Raw genomic sequence first — 14,704 nt, 5'->3', positions numbered from 1 at the left:
TGTATCGCCCATCGCTGTGTCAGGAGCCACTTGCGTCCCTAAAATGCGGTGCCGTTCCGCCGGGTATGGCCGGCAGGGCGGGGTGGTCCGGGGGCGGGCCCGTGCGGGCGGCTTGTGTGCACAGCGAGGCGGAGTGGGGCGGGGATGCGCGGAGAGACGGGTGCGGATGGCAGGCGTGGGCCGGGCGAGGTGCCGGCGCCCCAGGGCCCGTCGGACGGGTGCGAGGCCGAGCCGCCCAAGTCCCTGCCGCACGCCGGTCACGCGCTGCCGGTCTCGTCGAACGTGTACCTGCCCCAGGCGGCCTCCGCTCCGGCGTACGACGGGTACACCGACCCCGCCGCCGCGCACGGCTGGACGAGCGCCTATGACGAGACCCGCGAGCTGCCTTCGCTGATCGAGCCGAGCGAGCCGCACAGGGCGGCCGAGCCGAACGGGGTGAACGAGCCGCCCGGCCGTTCCCTGCCGGGCGAGGGACGGGCCGCGCGGCGGCGCGCCGGGCGGCGCACGGGCGGCCGCCGCCGGTTGGCGGCCGTCGCCGGGGCGCTGGGGCTGGCCGGCGCGGTCGCGGTGATCGCCGCTGTGGCGGGCGGCTCCCCCACCTCGAAGGGGTCTGGTCCGGCCGTCGCCGACTCCGCCACCCCGAGCCCTCGCGCGACCGCCGGCTCCCCCGCGGCCGTCACCGATGCCCCCTCGGCCGTGCCGTCCCGCTCGTCCGCTTCCCCGGCCGTCCGCATGGCGCGGGCGCGGGAGACCGGCGGCCCGACCGCCACGGCCTCGGCTCCGCCCCCGGCGACGTCCAGCGCCCCCGCGCCCACCTTCTCGCCCGGCTTCCCCGGCGTCCGGGGCCGCGGCCACGGCGCCGCGAAGCACCACCACTGACCGGTGGGCGCGGGTCACCGGGCAGCCTCGACGGCGGCCGGCGCCCTCGTCGCGAAGCCGAAGGCACGTGCTCCGTACAGGGAAACCCCTATGGCCTGAGCCGGCTTCTTGTTCCCGCCCCCCTCCTGCATCGACAATGCGCATGACAAACGACCGGGCGGCCGGAAGATCTCCGGTCGCCCAAGTCGTAAGAGGGGACCCCCACATGAACAAGCCTCTCCTTGCCGCGCTCTCCTCCCTGGCCCTGGCCGGGCTGGGTGCCGCCCCCGCGGTCGCCGCACCGCACACCGCCGTCAAGCCCAAGGCGACCGTCGACTTCGCCGGCACCGTCGCGCTCAGCGACTGCTCCGGCTCCGTCATCCGCTTCCCCAACTCGGCCGACAGCGACCCCGCGCTCGTGCTGACCAACGGCCACTGCCTGGAGACCGGCTTCCCGGACCCCGGCCAGGTCATCACCGGCCAGTCCTCCAGCCGTACCTTCGGCCTGCTGAACTCCGCCGGCAGCAAGGTCGCCACGCTCCGCGCCAACCAGGTCGTGTACTCGACCATGACGGACACGGACGTCACGATCTACCGGCTGACCAGCACATACGCGCAGATCAAGAGCTCCTACGGCATCAGCCCGCTCACCGTGAACGACAGCCACCCCACCGCCGGCACCGCCATCAAGGTCGTCTCCGGCTACTGGAAGCGCACCTACAGCTGCAGCATCGACGGCTTCGTGTACCGGCTGAAGGAGGGCGACTGGACCTGGAAGGACTCGGTTCGCTACACCTCCTCCTGCAACACCATCGGCGGTACGTCCGGCTCCCCGGTCATCGACACCAGCACCGGCAAGGTCGTCGCCGTCAACAACACCGGCAACGAGGACGGCGAGACCTGCACGGTGAACAACCCGTGCGAGGTGGACGAGAGCGGCAACGTCACCATCCACAAGGGCACCAACTACGCCGAGGAGACCTACCAGATCCCGGCCTGCTTCACCACGGGCAACAAGCTGGACCTCAGCGCGTCCGGCTGCACCCTGCCCAAGCCGTAACAAGCCGTAAGAACGGTCACCGTGGTGTACGGCGGACGGACCGGCCCGCGAGCGCGTCCGTCCGCTTCCCGTCCTCGATGACGAACCGGCCGTCGACCAGGACGTACGGGATACCCGTGGGAAGCGTGCGGGGCGCGGCGAAGGTCGCGCCGGGCGCCACCGTCTCCGGGTCGAACAGCACCAGATCGGCCCGGTACCCCTCGCGCACCAGACCGCGGTCCGGCAGGCGCAGCCGGGCCGCGGGCCGTGCGGTGAGGTGGGCGACGCACTCCTCCAGGGAGAGGATCCCCAACTCCCTCACGTAGTGGCCGAGATAGCGCGGGAAGGTGCCGTAGGCGCGCGGATGCGGCTTGTCGCCCTGGAGGATGCCGTCCGAGCCGCCGGTGTGGCCGCGGTGCCGCATGATCGTGCGGACGTTGTCCTCGTGCCCGACGTGCTGGAGGATCGTCGTACCGAGCCGGTCCGTCAGCAGCAGGTGCCGGGCGGTGTCCCAGGGGGCCTCGCCACGCCTCCGCGCCGCCTCCCGCACCGTACGGCCCACGAACTCGGCCAGGGCCGGATCGGAGACGCCGGAGATCTCGATCGTCTCCCACCGCACCGGCACGCCATGGCAGCCGTCCGAGCCGGTCACCTCCAGGTCGTGCCGGATCCGCTCGGCCGTCGCAGGGTCGGAGAGCCTGGCGAGAATCTCCGCCGGGCCGCCCTCGCTCGCCCGGCTCGGCAGCAGCGCGGCCAGGGTGGTGCAGCCGGGGGTGTAGGGGTAGGTGTCCAGCGTGATGTCCGCGCCGGCCTCCAGGGCCCGGTCCAGCAGCGCGAGCAGCTCGGGCGCCCGGCCCTCGTTCACGCCGAAGTTCATCGTCGCGTGGGCCAGGTGCAGCGGACAGCCGGCGTCGCGGGTGAGATCGACCATCTCGGCGTACGCCTCCAGGGCGCCGGCGCCGTAGGAGCGGTGGTGCGGGCAGTAGTAGCCGCCGTACGACGCCACCACCCGGCACAGTTCGGTCAGTTCGGCGTCCGGGGCGTACATGCCGGGGGTGTACGTCAGCCCGGAGGACAGCCCGACCGCGCCCTGCTGCATCCCCTCCGCCACCAACTGCCGCATCCGGTCCAGCTCTTCGGAGGTGGCCGGCCGGTCCTCCCAGCCGACGACGAGCGCGCGGACGGTGCCCTGCGGGATCAGATAGGCCGCGTTGACGGCGATGCCCCGGTCCAGCCGGTCCAGATACCCGCCGACCGAACGCCAGTCGAAGTCGACGTCGTCGCCGTACCCGTTCCACCCGGTGATAGCCCGCCGCACCTCCTCCAGCGTGCGGTCGTCCACCGGCGCGTACGACAGCCCGTCCTGGCCGAGGACCTCCAGCGTGACCCCCTGCGCCGCCTTCGCGCTGTGGTCCGGGTCGCGCAGCAGCGCGAGGTCGGAGTGGGCGTGCATGTCGATGAAGCCGGGGGAGAGGACCAGGCCCTCGGCGTCCAACTCGCGTACGGCGCTCGGTCGTTGGCATCCGGCCGCAGCCGCCTCCTTGACGATCGAGACGATCCGCCCGCCGTCCAGGACGACGTCGGCCCGGTACGACGCGTCGCCGCTGCCGTCGACGACGTCGGCGTCCCGGATGACCAGGTCCTCCATGGTCCCGCCTCCCTTTCCCCGGCTCCCGGAAGAGCGAACGGATGTACTAGAAGAACGTGCGGATGTATGCGACGACCGTGCCGTCCGCCTCGGCCACCGGGATCAGCTGCCACTTGTCGAAGGACGTGCACGGGTGGGACAGCCCGAGGCCGATCCAGTCGCCGACCTCGATGTCCGCGCCTGGATCGGTGCGCAGCCACAGATGCTGGTCGGACAGGGCGCTCACCTCGATCCCGGTGGCCGGGTACTCCTTGTCGTCCCGGCGTACCACCTGGACGACGGGCAGGTCCAGGTCGTAGGCGGCGTCCCGCTTGCCCGCGTTGACGAAGGCCTGGTCGGCCGAGGGACGCGAGACGACCTGCGCCCACAGCCGGAAGGCGGGCTCCAGGGAACCCTCCTCGGGCACCCGGTTGAACGGCGTGAGCCTGCTGTAGTGCACGTCGTCGTGGGAGACGTAGGCGCCTGAGCGCAGCAGCTTCAGGACGGGCAGCGACAGACCGGGGATCCGGGCGAACACGTCGGCGACCGCGTCGAACCACTCGCTGCCGCCCGCGCTCACCACGATCTCGTCGGCGTCCGCGAACAGCCCCGCCTTGTCGAACTCGACAGCGAGGGCGACCAGCCGGGTCAGCCACGCGCGCACCAGCGCCGGGTCGGCGCCCGGCACCTGGGCCTCGTAGCCGGCGACACCCACGAGCCGCAGAGTCCCGGTGCCGGCCACGGCGTCGGCGACGGCCCGGGCGTCCGCCTCCGTGCGTACGCCGGTACGGGTGCCTTCCCCGGCGCCCAGTTCGACGACGACGTCGACGGGCCGGGCGGAGCCCTGGAGCGCGGAGTCCATCAGCTCGACGCCGCGCACGGAGTCGACGTAGCAGACGAACCGGAAGGCGGGGTCGGCGGCGAGTTCCCGGGCGATCCATCGCAGCGCCGAGGTGTCCACCAGCTCATTGGCGAGGAAGACCCGCTGGATGCCGAACGCCCGGGCGACGCGCACCTGGTGGGGCACCGCCAGGGTGATGCCCCAGGCGCCGTGCCCGATCTGGCGGTGGAAGAGCTGCGGGGCCATGGAGGTCTTGCCGTGCGGGGCGAAGGCGAGGCCGTGCCGGGCGGTGTACGTCTCCATGAGCGCGAGGTTGTGTTCCAGGCGCTCGGCGGACAGGGCGAGGACGGGCGTGGTGAAGCCGTCGGCCTCGCGGAAGAGGCTGCGGCGCTGGGCGGCCAGTTCGCCGACGGTGAGGCCGTCGGCGTCCGGCGGGAGGCCCTTGAAGCGGTGGTCGACGCGTTCCTCGGCCAGCCGGGCGAGCGCTTCGCTGCTGCTCATGGAGCCCCTCTCTCAGCTCGTTGCATTCTCTGCAACGGCCATTGCGTGCATTGCTATGCGGTGTCTAGCATCTCGCCGACACCGGGTCAACGGAGCCGTCGCCCGGTCGTCGGAGCCCTCGCCCGGTCATCGGACAGGAGTCATCATCAACGACGCTGCTTACGTCTCGATCGTTGCGCACGGCCGCGTGGACGTCGTGGCGCTCGGCGAGTCCATGGTCACCTTTCTGCCCAGCCGGCCGGGCCGCCTCGCGGACGTACCCTCCTTCGACCGCGCGATCGGCGGCGCCGAGTCCAACACGGCCTGCGTGCTGGCCGCCGCCGGGCACTCCGCGCGGTGGGTCGGCCGGGTGGGCGCGGACGGCTTCGGTGAGCATCTGCTGGAGCGGATCGCCGCGTACGGCGTCGACGTCTCGTCGGTCCACCGGGACCCGGACCGGCCCACGGGGGTGTACTTCCGCACGGCCGGCGACCGGGGCACGGGCGCGCACGAGGTCGCGTACTACCGGGCGGGTTCGGCGGCATCGGCGATGAGCGCGCAGAACGTGGACCTCGCGGCGGCGCGGGCCGGGCGGGTCCTGCATCTGTCGGGCATCACGGCAGCGCTGTCGGCCGAGTGCCGCGACCTGATGCACGAACTGACGGCTCCCCGCCCCGGGCGCCCCCTGCTGTCCTTCGATGTGAACCACCGGCCGGGGCTGTGGCGCGATGCCGACGGCCCGCTGGTACTGCTGGAGCTGGCCCGGCGGGCCGACGTGGTGTTCGTGGGGGAGGACGAGGCGGAGGAGGCCTGGGGGATCACAGGGGGTCCGGAGGCGATCAGGGGGGCACTGCCGGAGCCGGGGGTGCTGGTGGTGAAGGAGGGCGCGCAGGGGGCGACGGCGTTCGAAGGCGTGACACAGGCGGACGCGGACGGCACCCCGCCGGCTCCGGGCCGCCCGACCGGCCCCCGTCCCACGGCAACGCAGGCCGTCTTCGAACCGGCCCTCGACGTGGACGTCGTGGCCACCACCGGCGCCGGAGACGCCTTCGCCGCGGGCTTCCTGTCCGGCACCCTCCGCAACCTCCCCCTGCGGGCCCGCCTCCGCTACGGCCACCTCTTCGCCGCCGCGGCCCTCACCGCCCCCGGCGACCTGGCCGCACCCCCCACCCGGGACCACGCCGACCGCCTGACCGCTCTGGACGACACCGCATGGGGGAGACTTCGACTCGCCCCCGGCTGGACGCAGGCCGAGCGGGCCACACAGGAGGCGAACACCCCATGAGTCAGACCGTCGACCGCGCCCTGAGCATCCTGCCGCTGCTCGCAGAGGGCCCCGCCGACCTCGGCCAGGTCGCCGACCGCCTGGGTGTGCACAAATCAACCGCCCTCCGTCTGTTGCGCACCCTGCACGAGCACGGCCTGGTCTACCGCCAGTCCGACCAGCGCTACCGCCTCGGCGCCCGCCTCTTCGCCCTCGCCCAGGAGGCGATGGAGAACCTCGACATCCGCGAGATCGCCCACCCCCACCTCGTACGGCTCAACGAGGCCTGCGGCCACACCGTGCACCTCGCCGTGTACGAGGAGGGCGAGGTCCTCTACATCGACAAGGTGGAGAGCCGCTACCCGGTCCGCATGTACTCCCGGATCGGCAAGCCCGTCGCCATCACGGTCGCGGCCGTGGCCAAACTCCTCCTCGCCGACCTTCCCGAACCCGAACGCCACGCCCTCGCGGACAAGCTCGACTACCCCCTGTACACGCCCCGTTCGACCCCGAACGCCGAGGCCTTCCGCAAGGAACTGGCCACCGTGCGCGAACAGGGCTGGGCCACCGACCTCGGTGGCCACGAGGAGTCCATCAACTGCGTCGCCGCGCCCATCCGCGGCGCCGACGGCCGGGTGGTCGCCGCGATGTCGGTGTCCGCGCCGAACGTCGTCGTCACCGGCGAGGAACTCCTCACCCTGCTCCCGCAGGTCCGCCGTACCGCGGACGCGATCAGCGGCGAGTACTCCGGAAGAACACCCGTGACGGACCCCAAGAAGGACCCCGCATGACCGTGAAGGGCCAGGTATGAACGAGAAGACCGCGCTCACCCCGAAGACCCACACCACCCCGCCCGCGAAGTTCTCGCACGGTGTGAAGAAGGGCAACATCCTCCAGGTCGCCGGCCAGGTCGGCTTCCTGCCCGCCGAGGACGGCAAGCCCCCGACACCGGCCGGTCCCACCCTGCGCGAGCAGACCCTGCAGACCCTCGCCAACGTCAAGGCGATCCTCGAAGAGGGCGGCGCGAGCTGGGACGACGTGATGATGATCCGCGTCTATCTGACGAACGTGGACCACTTCGCCGAGATGAACGAGATCTACAACACCTACTTCGAGGAGCAGGGCCTCACCCAGCCGCCCGCCGCCCGGACCACGGTCTACGTCGGCCTCCCGGCCGGCCTCCTCATCGAGATCGACGCGCTCGCCGTACTCGCCTGACGCTCCCTCAACTCCCGTTACCCCGTACGCCTGTCACGGCACGGCACCCTCCGAGGTGCCGTGCCGCGCTCCCCCCTACCCAAAAGCACGATGCATTTACGAAGAGGACCCCCGAATGTCCTACTCCCTCGCCGCATCCGCCCCCACCGCACCGCCACCACCACCGCACACCGGAGGCCTGCTCCTCCTCCTCGACGGCACCCCTGGCCTCCTCACGGTCGCAGCACTGGGCATAGCCCTCCTCCTCTTCCTGATCATCAAGGTCAGGCTCCAGCCCTTCGTGGCCCTGCTCGCCGTCTCCGTGGCCGTGGGCCTGCTGGCCGGCCTCTCGGTCACCGAGCTCTTCGGCACCGTCCAGAGCTCCAGCGCCGTCTCCATCATCGAGTCCGGCATGGGCGGCATCCTCGGCCACGTAGCGATCATCATCGGTCTGGGTACGATGCTCGGCGCGATCCTGGAGGTGAGCGGCGGAGCGGAGGTGCTGGCCTCCCGCCTGCTGGCCCTCTTCGGAGAGCGGCGGGCCCCGCTCGCCATGGGCCTGACCGGCCTGATCTTCGGCATCCCGGTCTTCTTCGACGTGGGCATCTTCGTCCTGGCCCCGCTCGTCTACGCGGCGGCGAAGCGAGGCGGCAGGTCGATCCTCCTCTACTGCCTGCCCCTGTTGGCGGGCCTGTCGATGACCCACGCCTTCCTGCCGCCGCACCCCGGCCCGGTAGCGGCCGCCGGTCTCCTGCACGTCCAGCTCGGCTGGGTCATCCTCATGGGCATCGTCTGCGGCATCCCGGCCGTGCTGGCCGCCTGGGTGTTCTCGGCCTGGATCGGAAGGCGGATCTTCGTCGCCGTACCGCAGGACATGGTCGAGGCGGCGGAGGAGGCGAAGCAGGCGGTGCTGGCGGAGCAGCGCGCGCAGGGTGTGGAACCGCAGGAGCATCCGGTACCGCTGGGCACGGTGTTGCTCATCATCGGAACGCCCCTGATCCTGATCCTGGCCGCGACCTTCTCCTCGATCGCCCTGGACCCGTCCCCCTTCCGCTCGGTCCTGCAGTTCTTCGGCAGCCCGTTCGTGGCGCTGACGCTGGCCCTGTTGCTGGCGTACTGGGTGCTCGGCATCCGCCGTGGCTGGTCCCGCAAGTCCCTTGAGACGGTGTCGACTTCCTCGCTCAAGCCGGTCGGCAACATCCTGCTGGTGGTCGGCGCCGGCGGGATCTTCGGCGCGGTGCTGAAGGCGAGCGGGGTGGCCCAGGCGCTGTCGGACACGTTCCACGGCGTGGGCCTGCCGGTGATCGTGCTCGCCTACCTGATCTCAGTGGTCCTGCGGGTGGCACAGGGCTCGGCGACGGTGGCGATAGTGACGACGGCGGGCATCGTGGCCCCACTGCTGACGCAGACCCACCACTCCCAGGCCTTCACCGCCCTGGTCATCATGGCCGTTTCCGCGGGCTCGATCTTCGCCTCGCACGTCAACGACGGCGGCTTCTGGATGGTGGCGAAGTACTTCGGCATAAGTGAGCGCGACACTCTGCGGACCTGGACGGTCCTGGAGTCGGTGCTGTCGGTGGCGGGCTTCGCGGTGGCGGCGTTGGTGAGCGTGTTCGTGTGAACGTGACGTGAGTGAAGCCGGGGATGGGCGGGCTGACTGGTTCTGGCACAGGGAAGTCGTCCATACTGCCGCCGTGGAGCAGCGCATAGGAGCGAGCAGCAAGCCGTCCGAGGCCGAGCCGTTCAAGGCCGAGCCCGTGACGGGCGCCGGTTTCGACCCGGCGTTCATCCCCGGACTCACCGTCCCGTCACCGGCCAAGTCCGGCGAGTCGGCGGAGCCGGAGCCGGAGCCACAGGACGCGGAAGCGTCGGCACCGCAACCGGCACCGGCGTCGTCGGCGTCGTCGGAGAAGCCCCCGGTATCCGCCGGGACCGAGGAGCCCACGGACGAGGCCGACGACGGCCCGGTCTTCGAGGCCTCCGACCGCCGCGCGAGGATAGAGGCCGACCGCAAGGGCGTCCGCCTCCGCCTGGACGAGGAGTCCTGCGAGTTCGCCTGGGCCGAGATCGCCGCGGTCGAGACGGAGTCCCCCCGCTTCGGCAAGCGCTACACGATCACCGTGCACACCCCGGACCGCCGCTGGTACCCGATCGAGATCGAGGCGACGTCCAGGACGTCCTTCAAGGAGTGGGACGAACAGCTGGACGCGGTGCTGGACGCGTACTTCGAGGACGGCGACTGACGGCCGAGGCGGTGTGCTGTGTCGCAGGCGTGGGGCCCACTTGGGTGTAGCGAGGTAACGGTCACTCCGCTGATCCAGGGTTCTTGCGCTGGTTGGCATTGAAGCGCGCTTTCTTCTGACGATTCCCACATGTGTTCATGTCACACCATTTGCGAGTGCGGCTTTGGCTGGTGTCGAAGAAGGCGGCTTGGCAGGTTGGTGATGCGCACAAGGCCAGTTTTCCGTCTCGTTCGCCTGCGATGACGCTGATCGCGTCGGCGGCGATCACGCTGAGGGCATCTTCCACGCAGGAAGCGGAGCTGAGCCGCCATCGCCGCTTACCGTCGGGCGTCAGGATCGCCGCGGCCTGACCCCGAGCGCTGCAGTCATTGATGACCTGGACAGCAGACGCAGGGAGAGGGTCCTGGATCGCGGCCGCTGTCGCGGCGGCGTGAATCGACTCCCTCAGTTCCCGGGCGAGGCCGAGCTGGGCAGTAGTGCAGGAGTCCACGGCGAGGCCGTTCACTGCCAGCCAGTCGATGAGTCGGTGCGGCGTGGGAATGCGCTCCACAGCGTCGCCATGACGCTCCGACAGAGTCCCCGTGAAGCTGGTCGCCAGCACCTTACCGAGGCGGAAGTCAGGGAACGCGGTACGCATGGAACCACCTTAGCCGGTTGCAGCGTGACTCGGAGGACTGCTAGAACCGTCTTAGGCGGTTCGCGATAGGTCGTAACCGGATCCATGACGGCCAGGAGGTCTCATGCCCCGTCCAACCAGCGACGTGCAAGCATTTGAAGCCCGGGCAACTGACGCTGCCCTCGACGATCTGCGCGCGAGACTGGCTGCGGCGCGGCTACCGGAGGCCGAGACGGTCCATCGCGCCGCGCCCGACCCTCGCCGCTGGGAACAGGGCGTTCCTCTCGCCGACCTCGTCGATGTCGTGAACTACTGGCGCACCGGGTACAACTGGCGGTCGTTCGAAGAGCGTCTCAACCGGATCGGCCAGTTCCGCACGACCATTGATGATCTGGGAATCCACTTCCTGCACCGCCGGTCCGCGCGCGCGGATGCCACTCCCCTGATCCTGACGCACGGCTGGCCAGGCAGCATTGCCGAGTTCATCGATGTGGTGGACGAGCTGGCAGATCCGAAGGATGCAGACGCGCCGGCCTTCCACGTCGTGGTTCCATCGCTGCCTGGCTTTGGTTACAGCGACAAGCCGGTCACCACCGGGTGGGGAACCGAAAAGATCGCGGCCGCGTGGGTGGAACTGATGGGAAGGCTCGGCTACAGCAAGTTCGCAGCCCACGGCGGCGACTGGGGAGGCAATATCACCACGGTTCTCGGTGGCAGGTTCCCGGCACACGTTCTCGGCATCCACACAACGTTCGCGCAGGGACCGCCCGGGTTGGCAACGGACGGGCTGACGGCGGTCGAGCGCAAGTGGACCGAGGAAACCCGCGATTTCTGGCACCACCGCGCGGCGTACGCGAAGCAGCAGGCGACCCGACCGCAGACCATCGGCTACTCGCTCGTCGACTCACCGGTCGGGCTTCTCGCCTGGATCCTCGACAAGTTCGCCGAGTGGTCAGACACCGGAGACAGCCCGTTCGAGACGATTTCCAGAGACCGCGTTCTTGACGACGTGACCCTGTATTGGCTGACGAGAACCGGCGCATCGTCGGCCCGCATTTACTACGAAAGCCACAACTCGCTGGACCCCGAACTTCGGGTCGACGTCCCGTCGGCAATCAGTATGTATCCCCGCGACATCGAGAAGTGTCCGCGCCCCTGGGCGCAGGAGCGGTACCGGAAAATCGTCCGATGGAGGTCGCCCGAAAACGGGGGACATTTCCCGTCGCTGGAGGTTCCCGAGCATTTCGTCAAAGATCTGCAAGAGGGCCTCGCGGCAGTGCTGGCCGCTGATCGGTGAACGCGGCTCGGCGACCCAGCACTCCAGAAGGCGTGGAGCATGTCGAGGTCTTTCGGATGTTGTAGCACCAGGTGTCCGGCTTCCTGGACAAGCACGGCCGTACGGACCTGACCTGGGTATTCGTGCCGCTGACATGCTTCCCCGCACGAACATGGCCGGATGGCATCCCCTCACACGACGACGCCCGGGCCGCTGAAGGCCCGGGCGTCGTACGTCAGGAACCAGTCTCGCTACGGCAGCGCGTGCACATGCGCCCCCACCGAGCCCGACCAGGCGTTCCCCGCCGACGCGTCCCAGTTCGTGGACCAGGTCATCGCGCCGCGGAGGTCCGGATACGTCTTCGACGGCTTGAAGGAGCCGCAGTTCGTGCCGGCCGTCAGGCAGTCCAGCGCGTTGTTCACCACCGAGGGAGACACGTAGCCGCTGCCCGCCGCGCTCGTGGAAGCCGGTAGGCCCAGGCCCACCTGGGACGGGGCCAGGCCGCCCTGGAGCTGGATGCAGGCCAGGGCCGTGAGGAAGTCGACCGACCCCTGGCTGTAGACCTTTCCGTCGCAGCCCAGCATGGAACCGCTGTTGTAGTACTGCATGTTGACGACCGTGAGGATGTCCTTGATGTTCAGGGCCGTCTGGAAGTAGGTGTTCGACGTCGACTGCATGTCGATCGTCTGGGGGGCCATCGTGATGATCAGGGATGAGCCCGCCTTCGAGGAGAGAGATCTCAGCGCCTGTGTCATGTACGTCGCGTCGAGGCCGTTCTCCAGGTCGATGTCCACGCCGTCGAAGCCGTACGTCTGCATCAGCGAGTAGACCGAGTTCGCGAAGTTCGTCGCCGAAGCCGAGTCGTTGATCGACACCGTGCCGTTCTGGCCGCCGATCGAGATGACGACCTTCTTGCCGGCCGCCTGCTTCGCCTTGATGTCCGCCTTGAACTGGTCGACCGTGTAGCCGCCCAGGCCGGACGAGTCCAGGTTGAAGGTCACCGCGCCCGGTGTCGACGTCGCGTCCGCGAAGGCCACCGCGATGATGTCGTACGACGACGGGACGTCCGACAGCTTCTGGACCGTCGCGCCGTTGTTGAAGTTCTGCCAGTAGCCCGTGACCGCGTGCTTGGGGAGGGCCGCTCCGGTTCCGCCGCCGCCCGTGCCGGCGGATGCCGTCGTGCCCGTCACCGACGCCGACTTCGCCGACTCGCCCGCCGCGTTCGTCGCCGTCACCTGGAAGGTGTACGACGTGGCGGCGGTCAGCCCCGTCACCGTGGCCGACGTTCCCGTCACCGCCGTCACCTTCGCGCCGTCGCGGTAGACGTTGTAGCCCGTCGCGCCCGAGACCCCGGTCCATGCCAACGACACCGACGAGGACGTCGTACCGGAGACGGACAGGCCGGACGGCGTCGCGGGGACCGTCGGGGCCGGGTCGCCGCCTCCGCCGCCGTCGGGGCCGTAGACCGAGACGTCATCGGCGTAGTAGGCCGCCTGGCCGTACCAGCCGTGGGTGTAGACGGTGACGGACGTCGTGGACGCGCCGGTGGTGAAGGTCGTCGACAGTTGCTTCCAGGTCGTGGAGTCGGGGGTCCAGGCCGAGACGTCCGTCGTGCCCGTGCCCGTCACGCCCAGGTAGGAGTAGCCGCCCTGCACCCACCCGCTCAGCGTGTACGTCGAGTTGGGCTGGACCGCGACCGTCTGGGTGCACTGGGCGTCGTCCTGGCCGGCCGGGGTCGCCTTCAGGGCGGCGCTCCCGCTGTGCACCGGGGAGGAGACCGTCGTACCGCTGCCCGCCGTACAGGTCCAGTCGGACAGGCCCGACTCGTAGCCCGCGTTCCTGACGTTGTTGACGTCCGCCGCGGAGGCCGGGCCGGCGGCGGCGGTGAGGCCCGCTACGGAGAGGGCGAGGGCGGTGGCGGCGGACCACAGGGTGATTCGCCGGCCGTGGGGTCTGGGTATGCCTGGTGCGTGGTCCACTGGGGCCTCCGGTGGGGGAGTTCGGCGGGGGAGCCGAATTCAGATGAGCTGCGCGATACATCAACTTCGCGACATATGAACTCGCGGGGAGGGGTGAGAGACGGTGGCCACCGTTGGCGTACAAGTTGGTCCAGACCAATCGGAGTGTCAAGAGGTCCAGACCAAATGCGTAGCCATGGGGCAGCTCAACCTGTCCGGATTTGGCGGGACTTGCGCAGGGAGAGTTCCATGCGAGCTTCACAAACGCTGTTCTCCGGTCATTCGGCCGTGGATACAGTGCTCACGTAGTCACGCAGTGAAGTCGTACCGGTGCGCGGGAGTTACTCCGGTGGGCCGGCGGGTGTGAAGAGCGGGGAGCCGCGCGTGCCAACTGCCATTGCCGTCACCAGTGCCGACATGGCACTGCCGGCGCAGGACGAACGGACCATGCCGGCCGTCGTGCTGAGCGGCCTCGACCAGCGGCCGCTGGAGCACGCGCTCACCGAACTCCACACCCTGACCGAGCAGTACGGGTATGTGGTGGTCGTCTGCTCCCAGGCCACCCCGGAGCCCGTCGTACGGCGGCTGCACACCCTGCGCTCGCTGCTCGAAAGCGACCGCATCGCCTTCTTCCGGCCCGACCTGCCGCCCCTCGGCATCTCCGTGCTCGCCCGGCAGCTGCGCCAGCTCGCCTCCTGCGATCTCAGTCCGGGCGTGCTCGCCTCCGCCGGACGGCTGCTCACCCACTACATCCACGCCGGGGCCGTGCTCGGCTCCGTGGCCCGGTTGGACCGGGTGCCGGTCGGGCTGAAGGCGCACGCCAAGTCCTGGATGCCCGGCAGTCAGTTCGCCGTCCTCGCGCATCCGGAGCCGCAGCTCGTCAAGGTCGGTCCCGGCGCCACCCTCAAGGGACCCGAGTTCAACACCTGGATGCTCGTCGCCAGAGGACAGCAGACGCAGGGTGACTGGGTCGCCGGGCTCGCGGGGCAGTGGAGCGTGCACGGACTGCGCGAAGTTCCGCTGCCCGCCGAGTCCCCGGTGTGGTGGGGGACCGGCCGCATGACCGAGTTCTGCAGCTACCTCGCCGACCTGTCCGTTCTGTACCAACTGGTCACGTCCGTACGGCAGACCAGCTGTCACTGGTGCGGCCTGGACGTCATCGGCGACCGGTGTGTCTTCTGCTCCGCCACCCCGCCCGTCCACGAACCCGCCCCGCCCCGCGCCCTGGAGCAGCGCACGCCCGCCTGACCCGCCCGCACCTGATCCGCATCCCGCTCGACCGATTCCCCCAATGAGGTTGCACGG

Annotated in this window: 13 protein-coding genes; 9 read left to right on the top strand and 4 right to left on the bottom strand. The window is 70.0% G+C overall.

Annotated elements, in window-relative coordinates; all coding sequences use genetic code 11:
* Positions 1-144 precede the first annotated feature (144 nt).
* Positions 145-879: a hypothetical protein gene (locus AV521_RS48635; protein ID WP_256725523.1), complete on the top strand. Its 735-nt coding sequence runs from the start codon at positions 145-147 to the stop codon at positions 877-879.
* Positions 880-1,084: 205 nt separating this feature from the next.
* Positions 1,085-1,918, top strand: a complete 834-nt coding sequence (locus AV521_RS12580) for a serine protease (RefSeq protein ID WP_076087628.1) — start codon at positions 1,085-1,087, stop codon at positions 1,916-1,918.
* Between the two features lie 16 nt (positions 1,919-1,934).
* Here AV521_RS12580 and AV521_RS12575 read toward each other — a convergent pair whose 3' ends face one another.
* Entirely contained in the window at positions 1,935-3,545 is a 1,611-nt protein-coding gene (locus AV521_RS12575) for an amidohydrolase family protein (protein ID WP_076087626.1), read from the bottom strand.
* Between the two features lie 46 nt (positions 3,546-3,591).
* Positions 3,592-4,866, bottom strand: coding sequence for an alanine racemase (locus tag AV521_RS12570; protein ID WP_076087624.1), 1,275 nt, complete (start codon positions 4,864-4,866; stop codon positions 3,592-3,594).
* Between the two features lie 214 nt (positions 4,867-5,080).
* Between AV521_RS12570 and AV521_RS12565 the strand changes: the two genes are divergently transcribed.
* The 5 genes from AV521_RS12565 to AV521_RS12545 all read left to right on the top strand — a co-directional run bounded on the left by AV521_RS12565 (position 5,081) and on the right by AV521_RS12545 (position 9,549).
* Complete coding sequence (locus AV521_RS12565; protein WP_371917031.1) at positions 5,081-6,130, top strand: sugar kinase; 1,050 nt, start codon at positions 5,081-5,083, stop codon at positions 6,128-6,130.
* Complete coding sequence (locus AV521_RS12560; protein WP_076087620.1) at positions 6,127-6,900, top strand: IclR family transcriptional regulator; 774 nt, start codon at positions 6,127-6,129, stop codon at positions 6,898-6,900. Before AV521_RS12565 ends, AV521_RS12560 begins: the two co-directional genes overlap by 4 nt.
* Positions 6,901-6,916: 16 nt before the next feature.
* Positions 6,917-7,327 carry a RidA family protein gene (locus tag AV521_RS12555; RefSeq protein WP_076087618.1) on the top strand — a complete coding sequence of 137 codons (411 nt, stop codon included), beginning with the start codon at positions 6,917-6,919 and terminating at the stop codon, positions 7,325-7,327.
* A gap of 115 nt (positions 7,328-7,442) precedes the next feature.
* Positions 7,443-8,927, top strand: coding sequence for a GntP family permease (locus AV521_RS12550; protein WP_076087616.1), 1,485 nt, complete (start codon positions 7,443-7,445; stop codon positions 8,925-8,927).
* A 73-nt stretch (positions 8,928-9,000) separates the two neighbouring features.
* The gene (locus AV521_RS12545) at positions 9,001-9,549 is read left to right on the top strand and encodes a hypothetical protein (RefSeq protein WP_076087614.1); all 549 of its coding nucleotides are present in this window, start codon (positions 9,001-9,003) and stop codon (positions 9,547-9,549) included.
* A gap of 61 nt (positions 9,550-9,610) precedes the next feature.
* Here the strand turns inward: AV521_RS12545 and AV521_RS12540 are convergent, their stop codons facing one another.
* On the bottom strand, positions 9,611-10,186 hold the full coding sequence (locus AV521_RS12540) for an ABATE domain-containing protein (RefSeq protein ID WP_076087612.1): 576 nt from the start codon (positions 10,184-10,186) through the stop codon (positions 9,611-9,613).
* Between the two features lie 103 nt (positions 10,187-10,289).
* On the opposite strand from AV521_RS12540, the gene AV521_RS12535 reads away from it, so the two are divergent.
* The gene (locus tag AV521_RS12535) at positions 10,290-11,462 is read left to right on the top strand and encodes an epoxide hydrolase family protein (protein ID WP_076087610.1); all 1,173 of its coding nucleotides are present in this window, start codon (positions 10,290-10,292) and stop codon (positions 11,460-11,462) included.
* Between the two features lie 230 nt (positions 11,463-11,692).
* Here AV521_RS12535 and AV521_RS12530 read toward each other — a convergent pair whose 3' ends face one another.
* Positions 11,693-13,420 carry a chitinase gene (locus AV521_RS12530; protein WP_076087608.1) on the bottom strand — a complete coding sequence of 576 codons (1,728 nt, stop codon included), beginning with the start codon at positions 13,418-13,420 and terminating at the stop codon, positions 11,693-11,695.
* A gap of 342 nt (positions 13,421-13,762) precedes the next feature.
* On the opposite strand from AV521_RS12530, the gene AV521_RS12520 reads away from it, so the two are divergent.
* Positions 13,763-14,647, top strand: a complete 885-nt coding sequence (locus tag AV521_RS12520) for a hypothetical protein (RefSeq protein ID WP_107480890.1) — start codon at positions 13,763-13,765, stop codon at positions 14,645-14,647.
* The last annotated feature ends 57 nt before the right edge of the window (positions 14,648-14,704 follow it).

This window comes from Streptomyces sp. IMTB 2501 (assembly GCF_001953885.1).
GTDB lineage: Bacteria > Actinomycetota > Actinomycetes > Streptomycetales > Streptomycetaceae > Streptomyces.
This window is presented reverse-complemented; position numbering and strand designations above follow the sequence as displayed.

Excerpts from the sequence above, each read along its gene's own strand:
- AV521_RS48635 (WP_256725523.1), top strand. The coding sequence starts at position 145 with ATGCGCGGAGAGACGGGTGCGGATGGCAGGCGTGGGCCGGGCGAGGTG.
- AV521_RS12580 (WP_076087628.1), top strand. The coding sequence starts at position 1,085 with ATGAACAAGCCTCTCCTTGCCGCGCTCTCCTCCCTGGCCCTGGCCGGG.
- AV521_RS12575 (WP_076087626.1), bottom strand. The coding sequence starts at position 3,545 with ATGGAGGACCTGGTCATCCGGGACGCCGACGTCGTCGACGGCAGCGGC.
- AV521_RS12570 (WP_076087624.1), bottom strand. The coding sequence starts at position 4,866 with ATGAGCAGCAGCGAAGCGCTCGCCCGGCTGGCCGAGGAACGCGTCGAC.
- AV521_RS12565 (WP_371917031.1), top strand. The coding sequence starts at position 5,081 with ATGGTCACCTTTCTGCCCAGCCGGCCGGGCCGCCTCGCGGACGTACCC.
- AV521_RS12560 (WP_076087620.1), top strand. The coding sequence starts at position 6,127 with ATGAGTCAGACCGTCGACCGCGCCCTGAGCATCCTGCCGCTGCTCGCA.
- AV521_RS12555 (WP_076087618.1), top strand. The coding sequence starts at position 6,917 with ATGAACGAGAAGACCGCGCTCACCCCGAAGACCCACACCACCCCGCCC.
- AV521_RS12550 (WP_076087616.1), top strand. The coding sequence starts at position 7,443 with ATGTCCTACTCCCTCGCCGCATCCGCCCCCACCGCACCGCCACCACCA.
- AV521_RS12540 (WP_076087612.1), bottom strand. The coding sequence starts at position 10,186 with ATGCGTACCGCGTTCCCTGACTTCCGCCTCGGTAAGGTGCTGGCGACC.
- AV521_RS12535 (WP_076087610.1), top strand. The coding sequence starts at position 10,290 with ATGCCCCGTCCAACCAGCGACGTGCAAGCATTTGAAGCCCGGGCAACT.